The sequence below is a fragment of the Psychroflexus tropicus DSM 15496 genome, assembly GCF_000378765.1.
In the GTDB taxonomy this organism is placed as follows: Bacteria; Bacteroidota; Bacteroidia; order Flavobacteriales; family Flavobacteriaceae; genus Psychroflexus; species Psychroflexus tropicus.
The window spans coordinates 783,016-808,100 of the sequence record NZ_KB905343.1 but is presented as its reverse complement, the minus strand read 5'-3'; the positions used below and the strand labels follow the sequence as shown (position 1 = coordinate 808,100).

Annotated in this window: 23 protein-coding genes and 1 pseudogene; 15 read left to right on the top strand and 9 right to left on the bottom strand. The window is 34.5% G+C overall.

The window, feature by feature from the left end; genetic code table 11:
• Window positions 1–39: 39 nt before the first annotated feature.
• The 3 genes from F598_RS0108635 to rpmH form a co-directional block, all read right to left on the bottom strand.
• Window positions 40–549, bottom strand: coding sequence for a gamma carbonic anhydrase family protein (locus F598_RS0108635; protein WP_019038645.1), 510 nt, complete (start codon window positions 547–549; stop codon window positions 40–42).
• Window position 550: 1 nt separating this feature from the next.
• Window positions 551–3,403 carry a carbamoyl-phosphate synthase large subunit gene (gene carB, locus F598_RS0108630; protein WP_019038644.1) on the bottom strand — a complete coding sequence of 951 codons (2,853 nt, stop codon included), beginning with the start codon at window positions 3,401–3,403 and terminating at the stop codon, window positions 551–553.
• Between the two features lie 95 nt (window positions 3,404–3,498).
• Window positions 3,499–3,660, bottom strand: coding sequence for a 50S ribosomal protein L34 (rpmH, locus tag F598_RS0108625; protein WP_003438882.1), 162 nt, complete (start codon window positions 3,658–3,660; stop codon window positions 3,499–3,501).
• Between the two features lie 132 nt (window positions 3,661–3,792).
• On the opposite strand from rpmH, the gene F598_RS0108615 reads away from it, so the two are divergent.
• A complete protein-coding gene (locus F598_RS0108615; protein ID WP_019038642.1) occupies window positions 3,793–4,308 on the top strand; it encodes a tetratricopeptide repeat protein in 516 nt (171 codons plus the stop codon).
• On the opposite strand, the gene F598_RS0108610 is transcribed toward F598_RS0108615, so the two are convergent.
• Both F598_RS0108610 and F598_RS0108605 read right to left on the bottom strand, forming a co-directional pair.
• Window positions 4,309–5,049 carry a response regulator transcription factor gene (locus F598_RS0108610; RefSeq protein ID WP_026302611.1) on the bottom strand — a complete coding sequence of 247 codons (741 nt, stop codon included), beginning with the start codon at window positions 5,047–5,049 and terminating at the stop codon, window positions 4,309–4,311.
• Window positions 5,050–5,053: 4 nt separating this feature from the next.
• A complete protein-coding gene (locus tag F598_RS0108605) occupies window positions 5,054–5,656 on the bottom strand; it encodes a histidine kinase dimerization/phosphoacceptor domain -containing protein (protein ID WP_019038640.1) in 603 nt (200 codons plus the stop codon).
• A gap of 145 nt (window positions 5,657–5,801) precedes the next feature.
• On the opposite strand from F598_RS0108605, the gene F598_RS0108600 reads away from it, so the two are divergent.
• Window positions 5,802–6,473, top strand: a complete 672-nt coding sequence (locus F598_RS0108600; protein ID WP_019038639.1) for a hypothetical protein — start codon at window positions 5,802–5,804, stop codon at window positions 6,471–6,473.
• 33 nt (window positions 6,474–6,506) lie between these two features.
• Here the strand turns inward: F598_RS0108600 and F598_RS0108595 are convergent, their stop codons facing one another.
• Both F598_RS0108595 and F598_RS0108590 read right to left on the bottom strand, forming a co-directional pair.
• Complete coding sequence (locus F598_RS0108595) at window positions 6,507–7,448, bottom strand: lytic transglycosylase domain-containing protein (protein WP_019038638.1); 942 nt, start codon at window positions 7,446–7,448, stop codon at window positions 6,507–6,509.
• 3 nt (window positions 7,449–7,451) lie between these two features.
• Window positions 7,452–8,102, bottom strand: coding sequence for an alpha/beta hydrolase family protein (locus F598_RS0108590; protein WP_019038637.1), 651 nt, complete (start codon window positions 8,100–8,102; stop codon window positions 7,452–7,454).
• A 149-nt stretch (window positions 8,103–8,251) separates the two neighbouring features.
• Here F598_RS0108590 and F598_RS0108585 point away from each other — a divergent pair, with 149 nt between their 5' ends.
• The 5 genes from F598_RS0108585 to F598_RS0108565 all read left to right on the top strand — a co-directional run bounded on the left by F598_RS0108585 (window position 8,252) and on the right by F598_RS0108565 (window position 16,251).
• Complete coding sequence (locus F598_RS0108585) at window positions 8,252–8,551, top strand: GNAT family N-acetyltransferase (RefSeq protein WP_019038636.1); 300 nt, start codon at window positions 8,252–8,254, stop codon at window positions 8,549–8,551.
• A gap of 116 nt (window positions 8,552–8,667) precedes the next feature.
• Complete coding sequence (uvrA, locus tag F598_RS0108580) at window positions 8,668–11,505, top strand: excinuclease ABC subunit UvrA (RefSeq protein ID WP_019038635.1); 2,838 nt, start codon at window positions 8,668–8,670, stop codon at window positions 11,503–11,505.
• Window positions 11,506–11,514: 9 nt separating this feature from the next.
• Window positions 11,515–12,201, top strand: coding sequence for an LOG family protein (locus F598_RS0108575; RefSeq protein WP_019038634.1), 687 nt, complete (start codon window positions 11,515–11,517; stop codon window positions 12,199–12,201).
• A 4-nt stretch (window positions 12,202–12,205) separates the two neighbouring features.
• Entirely contained in the window at window positions 12,206–13,441 is a 1,236-nt protein-coding gene (locus F598_RS0108570; RefSeq protein WP_019038633.1) for a T9SS type A sorting domain-containing protein, read from the top strand.
• Window positions 13,438–16,251: a gluzincin family metallopeptidase gene (locus F598_RS0108565; RefSeq protein WP_019038632.1), complete on the top strand. Its 2,814-nt coding sequence runs from the start codon at window positions 13,438–13,440 to the stop codon at window positions 16,249–16,251. Before F598_RS0108570 ends, F598_RS0108565 begins: the two co-directional genes overlap by 4 nt.
• A gap of 109 nt (window positions 16,252–16,360) precedes the next feature.
• Here the strand turns inward: F598_RS0108565 and folE are convergent.
• Both folE and msrA read right to left on the bottom strand, forming a co-directional pair.
• A pseudogene (folE, locus tag F598_RS15095) lies at window positions 16,361–16,841 on the bottom strand (GTP cyclohydrolase I).
• Window positions 16,842–16,891: 50 nt separating this feature from the next.
• Window positions 16,892–17,440: a peptide-methionine (S)-S-oxide reductase MsrA gene (gene msrA, locus F598_RS0108560; protein WP_019038631.1), complete on the bottom strand. Its 549-nt coding sequence runs from the start codon at window positions 17,438–17,440 to the stop codon at window positions 16,892–16,894.
• A 130-nt stretch (window positions 17,441–17,570) separates the two neighbouring features.
• Between msrA and F598_RS0108555 the strand changes: the two genes are divergently transcribed.
• The 8 genes from F598_RS0108555 (at window position 17,571) to udk (ending at window position 25,070) form a co-directional block, all read left to right on the top strand.
• Entirely contained in the window at window positions 17,571–18,230 is a 660-nt protein-coding gene (locus tag F598_RS0108555; protein WP_019038630.1) for an ABC transporter ATP-binding protein, read from the top strand.
• Window positions 18,214–18,990, top strand: a complete 777-nt coding sequence (locus F598_RS0108550; RefSeq protein WP_019038629.1) for a TIGR02757 family protein — start codon at window positions 18,214–18,216, stop codon at window positions 18,988–18,990. The genes F598_RS0108555 and F598_RS0108550 overlap by 17 nt, the downstream gene beginning before the upstream one ends.
• Window positions 18,991–19,051: 61 nt before the next feature.
• On the top strand, window positions 19,052–20,263 hold the full coding sequence (locus F598_RS0108545; protein WP_019038628.1) for a sensor histidine kinase: 1,212 nt from the start codon (window positions 19,052–19,054) through the stop codon (window positions 20,261–20,263).
• A 5-nt stretch (window positions 20,264–20,268) separates the two neighbouring features.
• Window positions 20,269–22,185, top strand: coding sequence for a BatA domain-containing protein (locus tag F598_RS0108540; RefSeq protein WP_019038627.1), 1,917 nt, complete (start codon window positions 20,269–20,271; stop codon window positions 22,183–22,185).
• 5 nt (window positions 22,186–22,190) lie between these two features.
• Window positions 22,191–23,441: a dihydroorotase gene (locus tag F598_RS0108535; protein WP_033408567.1), complete on the top strand. Its 1,251-nt coding sequence runs from the start codon at window positions 22,191–22,193 to the stop codon at window positions 23,439–23,441.
• Window positions 23,431–23,784 carry a magnetosome magnetite crystal formation protein family gene (locus F598_RS0108530; protein ID WP_019038625.1) on the top strand — a complete coding sequence of 118 codons (354 nt, stop codon included), beginning with the start codon at window positions 23,431–23,433 and terminating at the stop codon, window positions 23,782–23,784. The genes F598_RS0108535 and F598_RS0108530 overlap by 11 nt, the downstream gene beginning before the upstream one ends.
• A complete protein-coding gene (locus F598_RS0108525; protein ID WP_019038624.1) occupies window positions 23,784–24,443 on the top strand; it encodes an alpha/beta hydrolase in 660 nt (219 codons plus the stop codon). The genes F598_RS0108530 and F598_RS0108525 overlap by 1 nt, the downstream gene beginning before the upstream one ends.
• An 18-nt stretch (window positions 24,444–24,461) precedes the next feature.
• On the top strand, window positions 24,462–25,070 hold the full coding sequence (gene udk / locus F598_RS0108520) for a uridine kinase (RefSeq protein WP_019038623.1): 609 nt from the start codon (window positions 24,462–24,464) through the stop codon (window positions 25,068–25,070).
• Window positions 25,071–25,085: the final 15 nt, after the last annotated feature.

Here is a 25,085-nt window from a genome sequence, read left to right as displayed (position 1 = left end):
ATAACAAAATACAAACCCGCTATAAAGCGGGTTTGTATTTTAATCAATCCAGGTTTTATATTCAGTATAGTTTTTTGCGGTAAGCCTTATTAATTCGCTGTGTTTATCTGATGTATCAGTAATTTTTTTGGCAGGGATCCCAGCATAAATCGAATTGGATTCCACTCTTGTGCCAGCTGTTACAATAGCTCCCGCAGCCACTATACTGCCAGTTTCTACAACAGCATGATCCATGATTATGGCTCCCATGCCAATTAATACATCATCATGAATTGTACACCCATGAACTATAGCCTTATGTCCTATAGAAACTCGATTCCCTATCGAAGTAGAGGCTTTTTGGTAAGTGCAATGAACTACTGCACCATCCTGAATATTGCACTCACTTCCTACTACAATAGTATTAACATCTCCACGAACAACTGCGTTATACCATATACTGCAGTTTTCTCCCAGTGTCACTTGACCAATTATCGTTGAATTTTTTGTCAGAAAACAACTAGAAGGGATCTCAGGTAGTATGCCTTTAACAGCTTCAATTAAAGCCATTTTATTTACTTAAGTACATTTTACGTCTACCATATAACTCATAAAAAGTATCATCTTTTAGACTGTCTATAAATAAAATGCTTTCACCAGTACTTTTCATTTCTGGACCAAGTTGTTTATTAACATTATGAAATTTATTAAAAGAAAACACTGGCTGTTTTATAGCATATCCCTCAAGTTGCGGATCAAAATTGAAATCTTTTAGTTTATTTTCACCTAGCATCACTTTTGTAGCATAATTGACATAGGGTTCTTTATAAGCCTTAGCAATAAATGGGACTGTTCTTGAGGCTCTCGGGTTAGCTTCAATGATGTAGACATTATCATCTTTTATAGCAAATTGAACATTAAGAAGACCTACTGTGTTGAGAGCTAGTGCAATTTTTTTAGTATGGTCTCTTATTTGTTCGATAATTAGATCTCCTAGATTAAAGGGAGGTAAAGTGGCATTAGAATCTCCAGAATGCACTCCACAAGGCTCAATATGTTCCATGATACCAATGATATATACATTTTCTCCATCGCAAATTGCATCAGCCTCTGCTTCTATGGCACCATCTAAATAATGATCCAACAGTAATTTATTATTTGGTATTTTTCTCAATAAGTCTACAACATGAGCCTCTAATTCTTTTTTATTGATGACGATTTTCATACCCTGTCCACCTAATACATAAGAAGGTCTTACTAGAATTGGAAAATCGAGTTCCTCAGCTAAAGAAAGGGCTTCATCTGCAGTTTCAGCAACACCAAATTCTGGATAAGGTATGTTATTATCTTGAAGTAACCTGGAAAAACTACCTCTGTCTTCTGCTAGATCTAATGAGTCATAACTAGTGCCTAATATTTTAATTCCGTAACGACTCAGTTTTTCGGCAAGCTTGAGAGCAGTTTGTCCACCTAGCTGAACAATAACTCCTACAGGGTTTTCATGTTTTATAATATCATAAATATGTTCCCAAAACACAGGTTCGAAATAGAGTTTATCTGCAGTATCAAAATCTGTAGAGACTGTTTCTGGATTACAATTGATCATAATGGTTTCATAACCACATTCTGCAGCTGCCATGACACCGTGAACACAGCAGTAATCAAACTCTATCCCCTGTCCTATTCGGTTTGGACCAGAACCCAGTACAATTACTTTTTTCTTATCTGTAACTACACTTTCATTTGCTTCAACTTTTCCACCTTTAGAATCATTTACGTCAGCTTCGAAGGTAGAATAATAATATGGGGTATGTGCTTCAAACTCTGCTGCACAGGTGTCGACCAGCTTATAAATTCTATTCACACCCAGCTCTTCTCGCTTAGCATATACCTCGCTTTCTAAACAACCCAGCATGTGAGCGATCTGTCGATCTGCAAACCCTTTTTGTTTTGCCTCAAGCATTAAGTCTTTCGTAATTTCAGTTATAGAATAAGTCGAAATCTCTTTTTCCAAACTAAACAACTCTTCGTATTGCTTTAGAAACCACATGTCTATTTTTGTAATCTCATGTATTCTGCTTAATGGAATTCCAAGTTGTATGGCATCATAAATAACAAAAACTCTATCCCAGCTTGCATATTCGAGTTTGCTTAAAATCTGATTATAATCGGTATAGCTTTTACCATCGGCTCCAAGACCATTTCGTTTGATTTCAAGAGATTGAGTTGCTTTATGCAAAGCTTCCTGAAACGAGCGTCCAATGCCCATTACTTCTCCAACAGATTTCATTTGAAGCCCTAAGGTTCTGTCTGATCCCTCAAATTTATCAAAATTCCATCTCGGTATTTTTACAATGACATAGTCTAAAGTAGGCTCAAAGAAAGCTGAAGTGGTTTGTGTAATCTGATTTTGAAGTTCATCTAGATGATAACCAATTGCCAGTTTTGAAGCAACTTTTGCAATCGGATATCCAGTTGCTTTAGAAGCCAAAGCAGAAGATCTAGATACTCTAGGGTTTATTTCAATGGCGATAATGTCTTCATTTTCATCTGGACTCACAGCAAACTGAACATTACATCCTCCTGCAAAATCACCAATGCTTCTCATCATCTTTATAGCCATATCCCTCATACGTTGATACGTCCTGTCGCTAAGAGTCATTGCAGGCGCTACAGTAATAGAATCTCCAGTATGAATCCCCATAGGGTCCATATTTTCAATACTACAAATAATAGTGACATTATCATTTCTATCTCGCAGTAATTCCAATTCATATTCTTTCCAACCCAAAAGAGCTTTATCAATAATGACTTCATGTATAGGCGAAGCTTCAAGCCCCCTAGTTAATAGTTCTTCAAATTGGTCTTCTGCATATACAATAGAAGCTCCGCTTCCACCAAGTGTAAAGGAAGCTCTAATCACTAATGGGAATCCAAATTCCTGAGCAACTTCTTTACCCTGTAAAAAAGAGGTCACAGTTTTGGAAGGAGCGACGCCCACTCCGATATCTTGCATTAATTTTCTAAACTTTTCTCTGTCTTCCGTAATATTGATAGCATCGATATCTACTCCTATAATTTTAACTCCAAAATCCTCCCAAATCCCTTTATCATCAGCTTCAATACATAAGTTAAGAGCAGTTTGACCTCCCATGGTAGGAAGTACTGCATCAATATCGGGATGAGTTTTTAATATATCTATAATTGATTTTGTAGTAAGGGGTTTTAAATACACATGATCCGCCATGGAAGGATCGGTCATAATCGTAGCTGGATTACTGTTGATAAGAATGGTTTTAATTCCTTCCTCTCTTAAAGACCTTAAGGATTGAGAACCTGAGTAATCAAATTCACAGGCCTGACCAATTACAATGGGTCCTGAGCCTATAATAAGGATTGTTTTGATGGAGTTGCTTTTTGGCATAGCTTGATTTATTTACGATGATAATGAAACTATAAGATATAAAAAAAGGCGTTGCTAAAAAGCAACACCTTTATATTGTGTGAATGATAAATCATTTATCTCTTTCTTAAACTCATTTCAGAAGAAACACTCAATTTTTTTCTTCCTTTGGCTCTTCTACGCTTTAGAACTTTACGACCATTTACAGAAGACATTCTTTCTCTAAATCCGTGTTTGTTCTTTCTCTTTTTATTTGAAGGTTGAAAAGTTCTTTTCATTGTTATGACTTTATAAGTATTATCTCTTTTTGAAAACTGCGTGCAAATATACGATTCCTTTTTAGTTTTACAAGAGTTGATATAAAGTTTTTTTCAATTGTTTTTGCTAGATTTGCAACCAAATTATTTAGCATGTTTCATAAAAACTTTAAACTCGTTATAGCTGCAATTCTAATTGGTTTTGGCGTTTATCAAATTATTGAAAGCAATATAGGAAATGGCATTGCTCTCATCTTATTTTCTGGAATATTTATATTTCTTTATTTTAAGAATGAAATGATCTTGCTCGCCTTTTTAAGATTGAGAAAACAAGATTTTGAAGGGGCGAAAAAATGGCTGGATAAGATTAAAAACCCTGAATCCGCCCTTACCCAAAAACAACAGGGCTACTTCAATTATATTCATGGCTTACTTCTCTCTCAAACCAATATGACTAAAGCTGAGAAATTTTTTAAAAGAGCAATTAAATTAGGCTTGTCTATGAAACAAGATCTAGCTATGGCTAAGCTAAATTTAGCAGGTATTGCTATGACCAAACGAAGAAAACGTGAAGCACAACTATTGCTCAAAGAGGCAAAATCCCTAGATAAGCATGGCATGCTAAACGAGCAAATCCAAATGATGAAGCAGCAAATGAAACGCTTCTAATTATCTACAGTATTTTTTTCTAAAATTTGACGGAGATAAGCCTGAGTGCTTTACGAATGCATTGGTAAAGCTTGAATTTGAAGTATAACCAAGGTCAAAAGCAATCTCTCTAACTGATTGGTATGTGTTTTTAAGTTTTGAAGATGCTAATTTCATTTTTTGCTCAAAGATATATTGGTATGGAGTTACACCTACCTCTTTAGCAAATTCTCTAATAAAGTGAAACTTACTCCATCCTGAAACCCTTATAAGTTCGTCAGTCTTGATTTCTTGATTAATGTTGGTATCGATGTACTCTAACGCTCTTTTTATCGGTTTAGAGTATTGGCTATAAGCTTCATCGACTTCTTGACTTTCTACATCATCGAGACCAGCTTTTTTATTGTAAAGTGCAAGTTCAATATTATTGATAATATCAATTTCTCTAAAAGGTTTTGATAAATAGCCTACCGGCTTCGTGGTTTGAATGCGCTTTAAGGTTTCAACATCGGTATAGCCGGTAATGTAAATAAAAGGCAGATCTGATTTGGAATTAAGATATGAACCAATTTGAATACCTTCAAACTTTTTATTGAGGTCAATATCCAAAAGAATGAGCTCAGGTTGAAAGGTATCTAAGTTCTTAATGCAACAGGCATAACTGTCACATATATTAACATCGAAATTATTTTTTTCTAGGATGGATTTTATCTCAAACGATATCAGTTTATCGTCTTCAACAACAAGTACTTTTGTTTTCATAGGATCATAGGATTGGAAATGAAAGTCTAATAAATTTCTTTTTGTATTCAAATTTACCTTTTAATTGCATAACCATCAAATCGAGTAGTTTGTACTGGTCATGAAAAAGGTCATAAAATTTCTCATGATCGTTAATATTAAAATAATTTAAGGTCAATGATAAACGCTTTTCTTTTTTTGAAAATTGAATAAATATAGAATCCTCTAAGCTTTTCCTAAAGTCTTCAAATTCTATTAGTATATAGCTCAATAATAGAAGATCGTCAAGCTTGACATCAACACTAGCTACTTCAGAAAGTTCATAATCTATTTTGGTGGTAGAACCCTTTAAATATTGAATAAAAAGCAGCATAAAAGATTGCAAAGAAACTAGAGGTTTTTCAACAGAAAACTCATGCTTATCGCTTTTATAATAAAGATCATAAATATGAGTAAGTGCAAATATTCTATCCATAACCACCTTTCGGTCATCGAAATACTTGCGGTGGGTAGCAGACTCAATATTCATCAAGCTTAATTGTGTCTGCAAATTATTCTTGAATCGATGCAGGGTTTGATCTAAGACTTCTTTAACCTGTTCCTGATTTTCACGAACATCATTTGACATAAATAGTTGATTAATCGATTGGTTAAACAAATATAAAACAATATTACAAACCTTTTACAATAATTGCTTAATAGACAGAAAGATTGATTACAGATATCGTAATTAAATTACTTAATTTTATTAATTAACAAATATTCATTGTCTATTGAAAAAAATTACGCTGTTTATTTTAATTTCTTATTCAGTGTTCTCTCAAAATGAGAGGCTTCAAGACAGTGTGCTTTTTTCTGAAGCCTTAGCCGTACATCATTCAGATTTTCAAAAAAAATCTTCCCTCCATTATCATCTTGGAAATTATGAATCTTCAGAACAATTTTTTAGCTCGTTTGTTGAAAAAAAATTGATTGGCACTATCATCGATAACTTCAAAGTTTTTAGCTTTAAAAAGGATATGAATAACATTTATGAGCTAGATAAGCCTTTTTATCTTATGAGTTATTCTTCCTGGTGTGTTCCTAGTAATGGAGAACTAGATGCTTTAGCTCAGCTTATAAACGAACATTCTAGCTGGATGGATTTTGTTCTCATTCTGTGGGATAATAAAGAAGACGCCATGTCTTTTTCGAAGCAATTTCCTACAGGAATGAAAGTTTTGTATGTCAATGAACTTTACAATACAGAAACCAAAACCATCAAAATGCTAAAGCATAAATTGGGAGTTCCTGTATCCATTGCAGTGAATGAGGATAAAACAATAATCAATGTAAGAAAGAACCTACAAATACATCCCTCAGTAGATGCAGAAGTTGCCAAAAAGGCCTGTTATGAAGCTATGTCTAAGGATGTCCAATTGTTACAGAAATATAATAATTTGTAGGACCGATTCACTATCATCATTAATTGATGAAAATCAATTTAATTTAGTCACCTTTATTTGATACTTTTTATTGGTAACGTTCACTAAATGCTTATCTCTAAGCCAGGGATTATGAATTTTTAGCGTTTTGTAATTCATATCAAATTTTTTAGCAAATTTTACGAAATCTGTGACTGCAGTATCGACTTCCACTGTTTTTGTTGGGACCATTTTATAAAGATCTTCATCTTCGTAATGAAAGCCAAAGGCTTTGGCGTTAGACAAGATATGCTTTAAAGCCAAAATCCTAAATACATATCTAGAGGTTTCAGGATTTAGCAAAAGATCATAATAATCTTCAACTTCCTGTCTTTTCAATTCTCTGGAAATACCAGAATTTCCTGCATTGTAGGCGGCTGCAGCTAATGTCCAGCTCCCGAAACGCTCCTTAGAATTTTTTAAATATTCGCAGGCTGCTCTCGTGGCTTTTTCTATGTGGTAGCGTTCATCCACATTATTGTTTACTTCTAAGCCATAATCTTGTGCAGTGGATTTCATAATTTGCCAAAAGCCTGTCGCTCCAGCAGGAGAGACGACATGCTCAAGCCCACTTTCAGCAAGGGCAAGATATTTAAAATCATCTGGTATTCCGTATTCTTTTAAAATAGGCTCAATAACAGGAAAATACTTATTAGATCTTTTAATTAATAACAAGGCATTGGATTGCCAGTAAGTGTTTACCAGAAGTTCACGATCCAATCTTTCCTTTATATCATTGATTTCTAAAGGAGTGCGTTCTCCTGCAAAACTTATGGTTTCAGGAATATCAAGAGCGAATACATTGTAGTCATCTTCAAAGCTTTTATCTGGGTTGATAGGCTCAGTGGAAGCTTTTTCTGAAGTGTTAAAACTGGTAAAGGCTGTATAAGTCCCAAGAGTTACGGTGATTATACCCATGGTAAATAAGGATTTTTTTAAAAAAGTATCTAGTTTCATACGTTATTTTTTAAGACGTCCATCTGAAATTAAGTCATGTAAATTTTCATTGAACCATTTGTATTTATTGAGGATCATGATATGCGTTCCATCAGGAATTTTAATACAGTTCCCAATATTTTTAAGTGGAAATACAGCATCTTCTTCTCCGTGAATGTGAACAATACCATCGATAGGCTGATCTTGTTGCCAGCATAACATTTCTTTAATAGACCAATCTAAATATTCTTTATCATTTACAGATAAATATTGCTGATAAAGTTTAAGTCTTTTTCTAATTAGATTACCTAAGGGCAATTTTTCAATTTGGTTTATATAATCGAGCAAGCCTGTAGGTAATATTTTATAAACCCCAGTGTCTCTTGCTACCTTCATGCGCATTGGTAATTCATGCTTAGTCTTCACGCTGGAAATAATGATTAAGCGCTTAATTTTAATGAATTTACTCATTTCCTGAACCAATACTCCGCCAAATGAAACGCCAATCAAAACAACGGGAATATCTTTTGGAATTTCATCAAGCATACGATTTGCATAGGATGATAAGGATTCGTCTTTTTTAGGAATTTTCCATGATAACCAAATGACATTATACTTTTTCGAATTCAGCTCTATTCTTTCGAATATGCTTGGATTTGCAGCCATTCCTGGCATCATATAAACGTTGATCACTATTACTACAATTCACATTTCCTGCAAAAATAGGTTTTAAATTTATTGTTTACCTTTGTCTCTACTGATTTTATTCATATTTTCATAATTTATGTTAACGTGTTTAAATCTATAATTGAACGCTCTTCACTATGGAAAAAGATTTTGAAGTAATCAAAAATGAGTTTCAAAGGCAATATGAAACAAGAATCGATGGAGAACTTCTAACTGTCGAATTTTCTGAACATGACAGAAAGATTTTTTTAACTAAACTGACAATTCCAGATCACTATTTAAATTCTGAAATTCAAGATAGGTTTATTTCAAAAATCCTGGATAGTTTTAAGGACACTCGCTTTAAGGTTATGCCTACCTCTCCTGACATTACCAAATTCTTTAGAAAAAACAGACTAAAATACAAAGATTTACTTCCGGCAGGAATCACTATTTAACAAACAACTCCTTCCCTATTCTCTAGCTTTTAAACCTTTATCAACAAATGATAAGCAAATGGTATTAAATCAAAAAATATCATTTTGTTTACTTAAATTCGCGCGTTGAAATTGATATGAAGAAAAAAGAACAGTACATTGAAGTCCTTGGGGCTAGGGTCCACAATCTAAAAGATATTGATGTTGATATACCAAGAAATAAATTGGTTGTTATTACAGGCTTGTCTGGTTCTGGAAAATCGTCCTTAGCATTTGACACTATCTATGCAGAAGGTCAAAGACGTTATATAGAAACTTTTTCAGCATATGCCCGTCAGTTCTTAGGGGGGCTGGAACGTCCAGACGTAGATAAAATTGAAGGGCTTTCTCCTGTCATCGCTATCGAACAGAAAACAACATCTAAAAGTCCACGGAGTACCGTGGGTACCATTACGGAAATCTATGACTTTTTGCGACTACTTTTTGCAAGGGTTGGAACCGCCTACAGTTACAAGACCGGTGAAAAAATGGTAAGTTTTACCGACGAACAGATCCAGAGTAAAATTATCGAAGACTTTAACGGCAAGAAAGTGAATATTCTGGCTCCAGTCATACGCTCAAGAAAAGGACATTATAGAGAATTGTTCGAACAGATCGCTAAGCAAGGATTTCTGAAAGTAAGGATCGATGGTGAAATAAAGGATATAGAAAAAGGGATGAAGGTGGATAGATATAAAATCCACGATATTGAAGTTGTCGTCGATCGCCTCAAAATTGAAGACGACGTCAATACCAACAAGCGTTTAAGCGAAAGCATCATGACGGCTATGAAGCAAGGAAATGATGTTATGATGATTTTAGAGCATGGTAAAGAAGAACCAAAGTTCTTCAGCCGTAATTTGATGTGTCCTTCTACAGGTATATCTTACCCTAATCCAGAACCAAATAACTTTTCTTTTAATTCTCCTAAAGGCGCTTGTCCAAAATGCAACGGACTTGGAGAGGTTTTTGAAATCAATTTGGATAGAATAATACCAGACCCAAGCTTGTCTATAAAAGAAGGTGGGATAGAACCTCATGGGAAGGAAAAGAAAAACAATTGGGTATTTAAGCAGTTACGTTCTATTGCAGAACACTATAATTTCTCTCTCACAGACCCTATTGAAGAGATTCCTCAAGAAGCCATTTCAGTAATTCTACATGGAGGTAAAGCTAGATTTGAAAAATACAGTAAAACCTCTAAAGTGAATAAAACCTTTAGTTATAATTTTGAAGGGGTTGCCGAGTTTATCAAAACTACTTTTCATCAAAAAGAATCCTCAGCTGCCTTAAAACGTTGGGCTAAGAAATACATGGATAAAAACCCATGTGAATCTTGTTCTGGAAGCAGGCTCAAAAAGGAATCGTTATATTACAAAATAGATGGTAAAAACATTGGTGAGCTCGTTAATATGGACATCGATGAGTTGGTGAATTTCTTTAAAGATTTGATAGCCAAATTTTCTAAAAGTGAACAAAAAATTGCAGAGGAAATCGTCAAAGAAATAAGGACCAGGCTTTCTTTTTTAGAAGATGTTGGATTGAATTATTTAAATTTAAACAGAGGTTCTAAAACCCTCTCTGGGGGTGAAGCCCAGCGAATTCGTCTTGCTACACAAATTGGTTCTCAGCTAGTGGGGGTGCTTTATATTCTTGATGAACCTAGCATAGGATTACATCAAAGGGATAACGAAAAACTAATCAACTCCTTGGTCTCTCTGAGAGATGTGGGAAACTCTATTATCGTTGTAGAACATGATAAAGACATGATAGAGCGAGCAGATCACGTTATTGACATAGGACCACATGCAGGAAAAAATGGAGGGGAGATCATAAGTGAAGGAGGTCCTAAGACCATTCTTAAGCATAACACCCTCACTGCAGATTATCTTTCTGGCGAACGACAAATAGCAGTACCCAAAAAGCGAAGAAAAGGAAACGGTAAGCATCTACACCTCATGAACGCCACGGGGAATAATTTAAAAGATGTTTCCATTAAAATTCCTTTAGGCAAGCTTGTTTTAGTCACAGGAGTTTCTGGTAGTGGTAAGTCTACTCTTATTAATGATACCCTCTACCCCGTGTTAAATAACCATTTTTTTAACGGAAAAATGGAAGCCTTACCTCATAAAAGTGTCCGAGGACTAAAACACCTTGATAAAGTAATTGACATAAATCAATCTCCAATTGGTAGAACTCCTCGATCTAATCCCGCAACCTATACAGGTGTTTTTGGTGAGATTCGGAATCTGTTTTCTAAAACTCCAGAAGCCTTAATTCGAGGTTATAAACCTGGAAGATTCAGTTTTAATGTGAAAGGTGGACGCTGTGAAACTTGTGGAGGTGCAGGTGTGAAAGTAATCGAAATGAATTTTCTTCCCGATGTCTATGTTGAATGTGAAACCTGTATGGGAAAGCGTTTTAATCGTGAAACCCTAGAGATTAGATATAAAGGGAAATCGATCAGTGATGTTTTACAAATGACAATAGAAGAAGCAACTGCTTTTTTTGAGCCCATTCCAAAAATTCATAGAAAACTAAAAACTATTCAAGATGTTGGTCTTGGTTACATCACACTCGGGCAGCAAAGTACTACCCTATCTGGAGGTGAAGCTCAGCGAATTAAACTTGCAACAGAATTATCTAAAATAAGTACAGGAAATACATTTTATATCCTCGATGAACCAACAACCGGACTTCACTTTGAGGATATTCGTGTACTCATGGAGGTGCTAGAAAAATTAGTTGAAAAAGGAAACACAGTTCTGATTATAGAACATAATATGGACGTGATTAAACTGGCCGACTATATTTTTGATATCGGCTATGAAGGTGGAAAAAAAGGCGGAAAATTAGTAGCAAAAGGAACTCCAGAGCAAGTTGCCAAAAACAAAAAAAGCTACACAGCACAATTTTTAAAGAAAGAACTTATTTAATTAATCAAAATGGTAAGCAAACATCCAAAGAACTGGAATGAGATAAAAACAAATGATAGTTGGGCTCTGTTCAAAATCATGAGTGAATTTGTATACGGGTATGAACGCCTTAGCGAAATTGGGCCCTGTGTCTCAATTTTTGGTTCTGCAAGATTGAAACCTGGCGATAAATACTATGAATTAGCTGTTAAAGTGGCTAATAAGATTGTAGACCAAGGCTATGGGATTATCACTGGCGGAGGCCCAGGTATTATGGAAGCTGGAAATAAAGGCGCTAATTTAGGTGGAGGAACTTCTGTAGGTTTAAACATAGATTTGCCTTTTGAGCAGCATGACAATCCCTATATAGACTCGAATAAAAGCTTAGATTTCGATTATTTCTTTGTTAGAAAAGTGATGTTTGTAAAATATTCTCAAGGCTTCGTGGTCATGCCTGGTGGTTTCGGAACTCTCGATGAACTTTTTGAAGCAATAACCCTTATACAAACAGGAAAAATAGATAAATTTCCAATTATTCTTGTTGGTAAAGAATTTTGGAGTGGGCTAATCGATTGGATTAAGACTACGCTAGCTGAAAAATTAAACACCGTTAGTATCGAAGATTTAGATCTCATTGAACTTGTAGATACTGAAGATGAAGTTGTTGAAATCTTGGATAAATTTTACAACCAGTATGATTTAAGCCCAAACTTCTGATCAAATGCAATATTTATCTAAGTTAGCCTTGGTGTGTTGTTTGTTTCTGGCTCAATTATGTTATGGCCAGACCGAATTGAAAACCATGTTCTATAACTTATTAAATTTTTCTAGCGCACCTCCTTCCAATCGTTTGGAATTATTGAACTCTATTTTAGATAGCTATGAACCCGATTTATTGATGGTTTGTGAAGTAGAATCACAACAGGATGGTATAGATATATTAAATGAGTCCTTCTCCTACTCCACTGCCCCCATTGCTCAGGCACCTTTCTTGTTCAATACGTCTGGAGCATCATTAATACATCAACTCGTCTACTACGATACAAATAAATTGATATTAGATTATACAGATCAAATTGAAACCAACGTAAGAAGTATCAATCATTATAGCTTTTTTATCAATACTCAATCTAAACCCAAGTTAGAGGTGTTTGTAGCTCACTTTAAAGCTTCAAGAGGTGAAATTAATGAAGAAGAACGATTATTTGAAGCTCAGCAATTCATTCAATACATTCAAAATTACCCCTCGGACTCAAACATATTATTAGCTGGAGATTTCAATATGTATTCAGCAGATGAACCTGGCTATCAAACTTTGCTAAACGGAACCGAAAATCTTGCTTTGGTAGATCCAATACAAACTTCAGGAGACTGGAATAATAATTCAGATTTTGCAGGTACTCACACTCAAAGTACACGAGTAAGTACAGAAGAGTTTGACGATTTTGGAGCTGGAGGTGGTTTGGATGATAGATTTGACTTTATGCTAATTTCAGATGCCTTAACAACACCAACTAATAGTATAAGTTATGTAGATGAATCATACGAGGCTTTTGGTAATAATGCCAATTGCTTCAATAATAGAATCAATAGTATAGACTGTGATGGATATTATGATCAGGAGCTCAGAGATTGGCTTTACCAAATGAGCGATCACCTTCCCGTGGTGATGAAACTAAGCATTCAAGAGGAAGTTCTTTCCACTACTGATTTTGAATCCACTAAAAATGTTATATTTTTAAAGGGAAATCTGGTGAAAAATTACTTGAAGCTTAAATTTTCACCAGACTTAAAATCTAAAAATTGTAAAATATATAATCTGTTAGGACAGGAATTAAATTCTTTTGTAATCACAGATTTGAAAACTGAAATAGATGTTTCCTCCTATCCCGCTGGATTGTATCTTTTATCTATAGAACAGGTTAAGAATGTTGAAAAATTTTACGTGCACCATTGAAAAATCAATTCCTTTACATCTTAATTTCAATTTTTGGTCTTCCTGTTTTGAGTATTGCTCAAAATAAGATTCAAGCAGAAATCCTATCGTCTGAGGACTTAAAATCACTCAGCATAACTCAGCAAATAACCTTTGTGAATGAAGCTAAAACTGATTTAAACTCTATATTCCTTTATGATTGGATCAATGCATTTTCTGATAAAGAAAGCCCTTTAGCAAAGCGGTATGCCCAAGAATATGTGAGAAGGTTTCATTTTGCCTCCGATGAAGAGCGAGGTGGGACAAGAATTCATTCTTTATCTACTTCATCTCAACCTTCAGAATGGAAGAGGGTTCAAGGTCAAGCAGACCTTATTGAAATTTTATTAGGTACTCCACTTGAATCTGGAAAATCGATCACGATCAATTTAAATTATACCTTAACTATTCCAGACCAAAGATTTACTGGATTTGGATGGAATCAAAGAGAATTAGTCCTCAAGCAATGGCTTATTGCCCCTGCGATATATCAAAATGATTGGATTATTTATAGTCATAAAGACATCAATGATTATCCTTTACAAAAGCTGGATTATGATTTGAATTTGTTGATTCCAAATTCATACATAGTCAAGTCAAATTTTAAGCAAACTGATTCAAAGTCAAAGTTGACCAGCTACCAAAATATAAAACTGGTTGGTAAGAATTTTGTTGGTACCTCCTTGTTTGTCAAAAGAATTGATAATTTCGAAACTATACAAACCGATCATGTTAAGATCCTTACTAATCTAAAAGACAGCGAACTAAGACCAGAAATTGAAGCATTAATCCTGGATAGAATCGTATATTATCTAGAAGAAAAATTTGGTGAATTTAGTTTCGATAAAATGCTCATTACGGAAGAGGACTATAACATCTCTCCTGTGTATGGGCTTAATCAATTACCAAGCTTTATCAGGCCTTTTCCCGATGGTTTTCAGTATGATATGAAGGTTTTAAAAACCATAACTGATCAGTATTTAAGGCGGTCTTTATTAATCAACACTCGTGAAAATCAGTGGTTCTTGGATGCCATTCTCATCAAAGTGATGATCGATTACGTTGAAGCCTATTATCCTGATGTAAAACTCTTGGGGTCCTTTTCAAATTTTTTTGGGATAAAATGGTTTCATGCGGCAGATCTAATGTTTAATGATCGTTACAAATTTATTCATGAAACAACCTCGAGGCAAAACTTAGGACAGCCCATAGATTTCCCTCAGGATAGTTTACTAAAGTTTAATCAAAAACTCTCAAATCCCTATAAAGCAGGTCTGGGGTTTAAGTATTTGGAAAATTACTTAGGGAAAAATGCGGTGGACGAAAGCCTGAATGAATACTTCAAAATAAATAGACTAAACTACTCTAAACCAGAAGATTATTTTAATATATTATCTAAATATACTACCAAAGATATCGATTGGTTTTTAGATAATTACTTAGGCAGTTCTAAAGATATTGATTTTAAAATAGCAAGTGTTTCAGAAAGAAAAGATTCCTTAAAAGTAAAGGTCTTGAATAAGACAAGAAACCCAATGCCTGTAGCTATTTATCAATTAAAAAATAAAAATGTCATTTCTAAAGAATGGATTAATGCCTTTCAGAAAGACACCATTATTTACTTAAAGGATTTGGGCAGCGATCAATTGGCTGTGAATTATAATGAAGTCATTCCCGAAATCAATCCTAGAAACAATTTTAAAAGTCGAGGTAAGTTACTTAATAAGCCCTTTCAATTTAGGTTACTGGAAGATATTGATGATCCCAAATACAATCAACTTTTTATCACTCCCGAATTTACTTATAATCTTTATGACGGCCTTGCTTTAGGCCCAAAGTTGTATAACACCTCTCTTCTGCCCAAGCAATTAAGTTTCAAAATAAATCCAAAATATGGTTTAACCAGTAATGCAGTTGTGGGAGGAGCCTCAATAGATTATACTCAGTTTTTCAAGAACGATGATTTATTTAGTGTAAGGTATGGCCTCACTGGTTCCAGATTTTCTTACGATCAAGACCTATTCTATAATAGATACTCAGGCTATATTTCGATGACCTACAGACCTCAGAATCTCAGGGACAATGCAAGACATAACCTAAGTGTAAGATCTGTAAATGTGGATCAGGAAGAAAATGAATTGGTGGTAACAGAAGAGCCTAATTACAATATATTTAATATACGCTATAGTTTCTCAGATAAAAACTTAGATCGTTTTTTTACCTCCAACGTTGATTATCAAATTGCTAAAAAGTTCAGTAAGATTTCATCGACTTTTAGTTTTAGAAAGCTTTTCAACAATAATAGACAAATCAATTTAAGGTTTTATGGTGGTTTATTTTTATACAATGATACGCAGGATTCCAACTTTTTTAGTTTTGCCTTAGACCGTCCTACAGATTATTTATTTGATTATAACTATTACGGACGAAGTGAAGAGAGTGGTTTATTTAGTCAGCAATTTATCATGGCAGAAGGCGGTTTTAAATCACAATTTGAAGAACGCTTTGCAGACGATTGGATTGTGTCGACCAATGTGAGTACAACCATATGGAATTGGATATTTGCTTACGGTGATGCTGGTTTCTTTAAAAACAGTTTTGCAAACCCTCAATTTGTCTATGATTCTGGGATACGCCTTAGCTTTGTAGAAGACTATTTTGAATTGTATTTACCTGTATACTCTAGCAAGGGCTGGGAAGTAGGACAAGATGATTATGACCAACGAATACGATTTATCGTTTCTTTAGACCTTTCGACTTTATTTAAATTATTTACGAGAAAGTGGTATTAAAAAAAGGAGACTTTTAAAATTTAAAATCTTGTTTGAAGCGTATACTCAACTAATGGGTTTATGTTATCAACTTTAAAAATTCATTTCTGGTTTCTTGATTTTTAAAAGCTCATCTAAATGCTGAAGTCGTTGTCGCAGAATTTTGCTTCTGGACTCCTCTCATCATCATACACATATGCTGAGCTTCAATTACAATAGCAACACCCTTAGGTTGAAGGGTTTACATTTATGCATTCAAGAATATAATGAGTAAGGCGTTCCTGCTCCTTTAAGCGTCTGGTAAATACATCTATAACTCTTAGAATTTTACTTAGACCTCCTATTTTTCTATTTGAAATAGGCTACGTGTACTTTACAAAAGAATGGAAGCATGTGATGCTCACATAAAGAATATAATTTAATATCTTTAATTAGCACCCTATCATCATAATCCTCAATAAAGATATCTTAGTAAGATTTCTTTTGGAACCATATCATACCTCTTGCTAGAAGCTGCATCGCATTAGCAGCTCGTTCTGGAGTTTTTATGATACCATTTCTTTTGTCATCCTTTTCTACGTTCTCAAAATGAATTGTTAATTTGAATTGATCTCGTCGTTGTAAGGTTGAGAATATTCCTCAAATGTTTAAATGACATGGTTTATGAAGATTTGAGCTGATGACTGAATTTCTTTCTTAATGTCGCTAGCTTAGGCTCTATAATTAGTTGACAATATCTGTTTTCAGTGTAATTATTATAAAAATTTTGGTGTTCGTCTTCGGCGTTATAAAATACCGAGGCTTTAGATATTTTTGTTACAATCTTATCTTCAAAAACCTGATCTGCCTCTAACTCCTCAATGATTGATTCCGCAAGTTTTTTCTGCTCTTCATTATGATAGAAAATTTCACTTCGATATTGTTCCCCTACATCATAGCCCTGTCTATTTAAAGTAGTTGGGTCGTGGGTTGAAAAAAAGACATAAAGTAATGTTTTGTAATCTACTGTCTCTGGGTCATAAGTTAACTGTATGGCTTCTGCATGCCCTGTTCTCCCCATAACCACTTCGCGATAGGGAGGGTTTTTAATTTTGCCTCCTGTAAATCCAGAAGTAATATCATGAACCCCTTTTAAACGTTGAAAAACTGCTTCCGTACACCAAAAACAACCATTAGCAAAGGTTGCATACTGAATATTTTGATCTGACATAAATTATAATTTGTTGAACAAAACTACTTATATATTAAACACAATATCGTTCTTTAAGGAAATATTAGTAGGGTACCAGCTTTTTTTAATTCATATTTTATTCTGACTTTTGGATTTTCAATAGAATTTTATGATCAAGGCTAAACATATTAGTAAACATTACGGAGACCTAAAGGTTTTAGACAACATAGATTTAGAGATAGAGCGAAAAGAAATTATATCCATTGTAGGACCTTCTGGTGTTGGTAAAACAACCCTTTTGCAGATTCTAGGAACCCTGGAACAACCAGATCAACTTAAAGACTCTAGTTTGGAGATTAACGGTCAACAAATCAGAGGACTCAAAAAGAAAGCTTTAGCAAGATTTAGAAATGATAATATTGGATTTATTTTTCAATTCCATCAATTGCTACCGGAGTTTACAGCCCTTGAGAATATTTGTATTCCTGCATTCATTCATAAAACGCCTAGAAATGAAGCTGAAAAAAGAGCAAAAGAGTTATTGGGCTTTTTAGACTTAAGTCACAGAGCAACGCATAAACCAAACGAATTGAGTGGTGGCGAACAACAACGTGTTGCAGTAGCCAGAGCACTTATTAACCAACCTAAAGTTATTTTCGCAGATGAACCTTCTGGAAACCTGGATACCAGTTCTGCTGATAGACTTCATCGTCTCTTCTTGGAATTGAGAGACCAGTTTGAGCAAACTTTTGTTATAGTGACTCATAACGAAGAACTCGCAAATATGGCCGATAGAAAACTAGAAATGAAAGATGGTCACTTTATCTAAATTTAAAAAACTCAAGCCATTTCTGGACGAGAAGGTTGAGCTTTACAATCAGTTTAAATTTATTGCTACAGACCCCATTTCTATTCCTCATCAATTTCAGAAAAAAGAAGATATAGAAATTATTGGCTTTCTCATTGCAACTATAGCCTGGGGTAACAGAAAAAGTATACTTAAGAACGGGGAAAAACTTTGTAAGATTTTACAGTTCGAACCCTACGATTTTATAACTAATCACAGAGAGAAAGATCTTAAGAGTTGTGATGGATTTGTTCATAGAACCTTCAACTCTATTGACCTTCGCTACTTTATCAAGTCCTTAAAATATATTTATGAGGAACACGGCGGGCTGGAAAATGTTTTTAGACAGTATAAAACTAAAAACTCCTTACAACCTGCTATACATGAGTTTAAGTCTCTTTTTTTTAAACTGGAACATGAGAAAAGAACCGAGAAACATGTTAGCGATCCGCAGAAGAATTCAGCAGCTAAACGTATCAATATGTATCTAAGGTGGATGGTAAGATCTGATTCTAAGGGTGTAGATTTTGGGCTTTGGAAAAGCCTCTCCCCTGCTTTACTATCGTGTCCACTAGACGTTCATTCTGGTAGAATCGCAAGAGATCTAGGTCTTTTAGCCAGAAAGCAAAATGATGCAAAAGCAGTAGCTGAGTTGGATAAAGCTTTAAGAATATTGGATCCAGCAGACCCAGTTAAATACGATTTTGCTCTCTTTGGACTAGGTGCATTTGAAGATTTTTAGGGCTAGGTATCAAGTTCTAAAATTTGTATATTGCAAAATTGTATGACATGAAAAAGCTTGCATGAAGACCAATCCGAAGACCGAATCACAAAGACTAAAAGCACTAAAATCTTTAGATATCTTAGACACCCTGCCGGAGCAGGAGTACGACCAGATCACAAAGCTAGTGGCTTCCATCTGTGATACACCAATCGCTCTGATTTCTCTTGTAGATGAAGACCGACAATGGTTTAAATCTAAAGTAGGAATAGATCACTGCGAAACGGATAAAGATCACTCATTTTGTAATTTTGCAATCCAGTCTGATGATGACATCATGGAGGTTTTTGATGCAAGGGAGGATGAACGTTTTGAAGGTAATCCTTTAGTGTTTGGAGATGATAATGTTGTCTTTTATGCAGGGGTCCCCTTAAGGGATAAAAACGGTTATGCACTGGGAACCTTATGCGTTATAGATCACCAGCCAAGGACCCTTTCTGAGAAACAGAAAGAGGGTCTTCATTTTTTAGCTAATCAAGTGACTAAATTGTTTGAATTGCATTCAATTAACCGAGGACTTAAAAAAACACAAACGCAACTTCAGGAAAAAAACAATCAGCTTAAAAATTTCGCAGGTGTTGTATCTCATGATATGAAAATGCCGCTTGCCAACATGATTGTCACTATTGATGTCTTGAAGGCTAAGTATAAAGAGAGTTTGGATGAAATAGGTTTAGAATACCTTAATAACCTCAAAAAATCTTCTTTTCAATTGAGCGACTACATTTCAAATATACTTACCCATTACGAGACCGATTCCATCACAAGCGATGAAAATTCTTTGGAGACCTTTGATGTGCATACACTTATTGAGGACATTGTAGAAATGCTGGATATTGGGGATGATTGTGATATACGTTTTCCAGAGGAAAGTATAGATATTTATACCAATAGAATTGCTTTGGAGCAAATTCTACTTAACTTAATTGGTAATAGTATAAAATACAATGATAAACCTAAAATTGAAATCAATATCGATTTCAAAGAAGAGGAAGAATACTATCGCTTTTTTGTAAAAGACAATGGAATTGGTATTCCAAAAGACAAGCAAAAAGAAATATTTAATTTATTTTCAACAGTGGCAGAAAATGATAGAAAAGGACATAAGGGTAATGGAATAGGATTATCCACTGTTAGAAAAATGATTCATAATTTAGGCGGAAATATCTCTGTTACATCAATTGAAGGAAAACAAACTACATTTGAGTTTACTATTGAACGTAATAATAAATAGACTTCATGCTCATTGAAAAGCCAGATGTTCTTTACTTTCTCTTATTACTTATTATACCCATTTTAGTTCATCTTTTTCAGCTTAGAAAATTTAAAAAGACAAGCTTTACTAACGTAGCGTTTTTACATCAAATCCAGCTAAGGTCAAGAAAAAGTTCTCAGTTAAAAAAATGGCTTATTCTTATAACAAGACTCTTGAGTCTATTTTTTTTAATTCTTGCTTTTTCTAAGCCTTTTATTCCTACTACAGATGAAGCAATGCAAGAATACGAAATTGTCATTTACCTGGATAATTCATTTTCTATGGAATTACCAGGCAATCAACTTTCTCTTTTAGAAGAAGCCAAACAAAACTTGTGGGAAAACCTCCAAGATGATCAGGAATTTTCACTTATAACCAACACGAAGACATGGAAAAACATCACTAAAAAAGATATCAAACAGGAATTCTTTTCTATTGATTTTACTCCTACTCCTCTACCCTATAAAACCATATTGCTTAAGTCTCAAAATAGCTTTAAGAAAAAAAATACCAATCGTCGTTTATTTATGATTACAGACGCATTGAATTTTAAAGAAGAACTGCGTTTGGATACATTTGAGGGTATTGATTTAGACTTAATTTTAAAACAGCCAGCTTCACTTAGCAATTATGCTATCGCTTCAGCAGAGTTAAATACTAATAACTCTGTAAGTATGCTTAAGATAAATCTCAGTAGTTATGAATCTAAAGAAGAAGACCTCACTGTTTCACTCTATGACAGTGAAACATTAATTTCTAAAACAAAAGCGAATTTTAAAGGTAAAAAGTCTGCCCAAGTAGAGTTTGAGCTCTCAAATGATCAATTCAGCAAAGGTAGAGTTGAAATAGAACCGGACGGTGTTAGTTATGATAATACACTTTATTTTAGCTTAAATAAGAATAAGAAAATTAAAATTGCCAATCTTCATGAAAGCGAAAGTAAAACCTCCTTTTTAAATTCAATTTTTCAAGACATTAGGTTTGATTATAATTCTTATGCGATAGTAAATTTTGATTATTCATTACTAAATGATACCAACCTTCTGATACTGAATGAAATCGAAAATATTAATCCTATACTTTTAAGCCAGGTTAAATCATTCATTGATGGTGGTGGAAAATTGATTATTATTCCTTCAAAAAACACCGAACCTGGAGATTACTTGGAAATTTTAGGCTTACAATTGTATAATTCGCCGGTCTTTGGATCTTACGATATTACCACTATAAATTTTCAACATCCACTTTTCAAAAATGTTTTTTCTGAACAAATTTCAAATTTTGACTATCCGTCTACCTCCCAATTTATTGAGGTAAATAATGATTTTAATGCTATTTTGGAGTTTAGTAATGCAAAGCCGTTTTTTGCTGAAAACGGTCGGGTGTATTGCTTTGCTTCACCACTTAACCCAGAGATCACCAACTTTACAAATTCTCCGCTAATAGTTCCAGTATTCTATAATATTGCCTTAGAAAGTAGTCCAAACCCTCAACTTTATAGCATAATTGGAGAAGATCAACTCTTAAACATTAAAGCAAACTTGGGGAAAGATGAAATCTTAAAATTGGTTTCAGAAAACAAACAAATGATCCCTCAACAGACCAAAGTGGGAAAGTTTATTCAAATCAACACCAAATATCAGCCTAAGGAATCGGGAGTATATCAATTAAATCAACAGGATTCTACTTTACTGCATTTGAGCTTTAATTATAATCGATCAGAAAGCAATTTTAGCCCTCTGAATTCAAGTGATTTAGAAGTTAAAAGTTTCAACACCATTGCAGAAGCTTTTAATTCTTTTGCAGAAGATCAGAAAATCCTTGAGCTTTGGACTTGGATGCTTATTTTTGCAAGTGGATTCTTTATTGTGGAACTTCTAATTCTGAGATTTTTAAAATAACGCCTATGTCTTCTATACTTTTAAAATCTGCCAAAATTTTAGATCCAGAAAGTTCCTTTCATTTACAAACTAAGGATATTTTAATAGAAAAAGGAATCATTGCCAAAATTGGAGATGCCATTGAAACGGCAGATCGAATTATTCAGACTTCAGATCTTCATGTTGCCAATGGCTTTTTCGATAGTTCTGTATCCTTTGGAGAACCAGGTTTTGAAGAGCGAGAAACTCTGGCCAACGGAGTGAATACGGCAAGAAAATCTGGGTTCACAAGTTTTCTATTAAATCCAAATCTACAACCCGTTACCGACACCAATTCTGCTGTGAAGTTCCTGCAGCAGCAGATTGACCCCCAGCTTATAGAAATAAAGCCCCTAGGATCGCTCACTAAAGACTTCGATGGAAAAAACCTTGCCGAACTGTATGATATGCAAATGGCTGGTGCTCTTGGATTTTATGATTTTAAATCTTCCATAACAGATGCAAACCTTTTGAAGATTGCGCTTCAATACGTCAAGAGCTTTGATGGACTGATATTTTCTTTTCCTCAGGATAAAGCAGTAGCTGGTAAAGCTCAGGTCAATGAAGATGAACTCACAACCTATCTAGGGCTTAAAGGTATGCCCAAACTTGCAGAAGAGTTACAAATTGCCAGAGACCTTTATATCTTGGAGTACACCGGAGGAAGATTTCATATTCCGACGATATCGACAAAAGCTTCAGTTCAACTAATAAAAGAAGCAAAAGCTAAAGGACTTCAAGTTACTTGTAGTGTTGCTTTACCACATCTTTACTTTACTAGTCAGGTATTAAATTCTTTCGACAGTAAGTATAAAATACAACCGCCTTTAAGAACTGAAGAGGATTCTAAGGCCTTAAAAAAAGCTGTAGAGACTGGAATTATTGATATGGTGACCTGCGATCACGAACCTATTAACGAAGAATTAAAAGTCAAAGAATTTGAAAATGCAAGTTATGGGAGTATTGGTTTAGAGTCTGCTTTTCCAGCTTTAAATACCCTTTTTGGTGTTGAAAAAGCTTCAGAATTATTATCCAAATCCAAAGCTCATCTTGGAATGAATACTTCAAAAATAGAAGTTGATCAGCGAGCAGATTTAAGTCTATTTGAACCAAATTCAGTCTACACCTTTTCAAAAGAACATATTTTTTCTAAATCAAAAAACAGTATATTTTTAGAGGAATCACTTAAAGGTAAAGTGATTGGTAGCATATACAACGACTCTATTTATGAAAATTAAGAAAGAAAAACCAGGGAAAACTGCAGCTATAGTCGCCTATTTTACCATTTTTGGAAGCATTTTAGCCCTTTTCCTGAATTCCGACGAAAATAAACATGAATTTTCAAGCTTCCATATAAGACAAGCCCTGGGAATTAATTTACTAATTATTTTATTTGGTGTCATCATCAATGGCCTTTACGACAGTTTAAGTTCAGTTTTAAATCTGATGGTAGGTTCTGCCTTCTACCTGACGTATTTTATACTGTGGATTTACGGATTCGTTGGGGCTGTATCCTACAAAAAAAATAAAGTACCCCTCATTGGTGACCTTTGTCAAAACGTATTTAAAAAATTAACTTAATGACAACAAAAGATTTATCGCTTACTCACTTAATAAGACCTTCAAGCTTATCAGGGAAAGCTCCGCTAATACTCATGCTGCACGGCTACGGGAGTGATGAACATGATCTGTTTTCGTTTGCTGGAGAATTGCCAAGTGAATACGTGATTATTTCATTAAAAGCTCCAAATGCGCTGCAACCTATGGGAAACGCCTGGTACGCGATCAATTTTGACGCACAAAAGGGAAAATTTAGTGATGTAGAACAGGCGATCCACTCAAGAGAGTTAGTTAAAACTTTTATAGGAGAAGCTTTAGAATCTTATCCCGTAGATCCAGAAAATTTAACCTTACTTGGATTTAGTCAAGGAACAATTTTAAGTTTTGCTCTGGCCTTATCTTATCCAGAGCTTATAAAAAATGTCGTGGGCTTATCTGGCTATATAGATCCAAATATGCTTAAAGCTGGCTATGAAAAAAATGATTTCTCACACTTGAATGTCTATAATTCTCACGGAAGTGTAGACCAGGTAATACCTGTGGAGTGGGCTAGAAATAATAAGCCTTTTCTTAAAAACTTATCTATTGATATGACCTACGAAGAATATCCTGTGGGTCATGGTATCAATCCACAGAATTTCCAGAGCTTCAGGAACTGGTTAGAACAACATAACGATTAATTTTAATTAAACAGAATTATGCTCATTATTGGCATCGCTGGCGGAACAGGTAGTGGTAAAACTACCGTTGTGAATCAGATTATAAATGAATTACAACACGATGAAGTGGATGTGATTTACCAAGACTCTTATTACAAAGATTTGTCACACCTCAATATGGAGGAACGAAGACAAATCAACTTCGATCATCCAAAATCCATTGATTTTGACTTGTTGGTAGAACACCTTAAAATATTGAAGTCTGGAAAATCTATTGAACAACCCGTTTATTCTTTTAAAGAACACAACAGAACTAAAGAAACCATCACCACCAAACCCAGAAAAGTAATGATTGTGGAGGGTATTTTGATCTTTACCCATCCAGACATTCGGGAAATGTTCGATATCAAAATTTTCGTTCACGCTGATAGTGACGAACGACTGATGCGACGGCTCAAAAGAGACATCACAGAACGCGGTAGAGATTTAGATGAAGTTCTTGACCGCTATAAATCCACTTTAAAGCCTATGCATCAGCAATTCATAGAACCAACTAAAGAGTTTGCTGATATCATCATACCCAACAATAGATTCAATACGGTGGCCATAGACATTGTACAGACAATCATAAAAGAAAGACTGCTTTAATTTTAGTAATTTTAT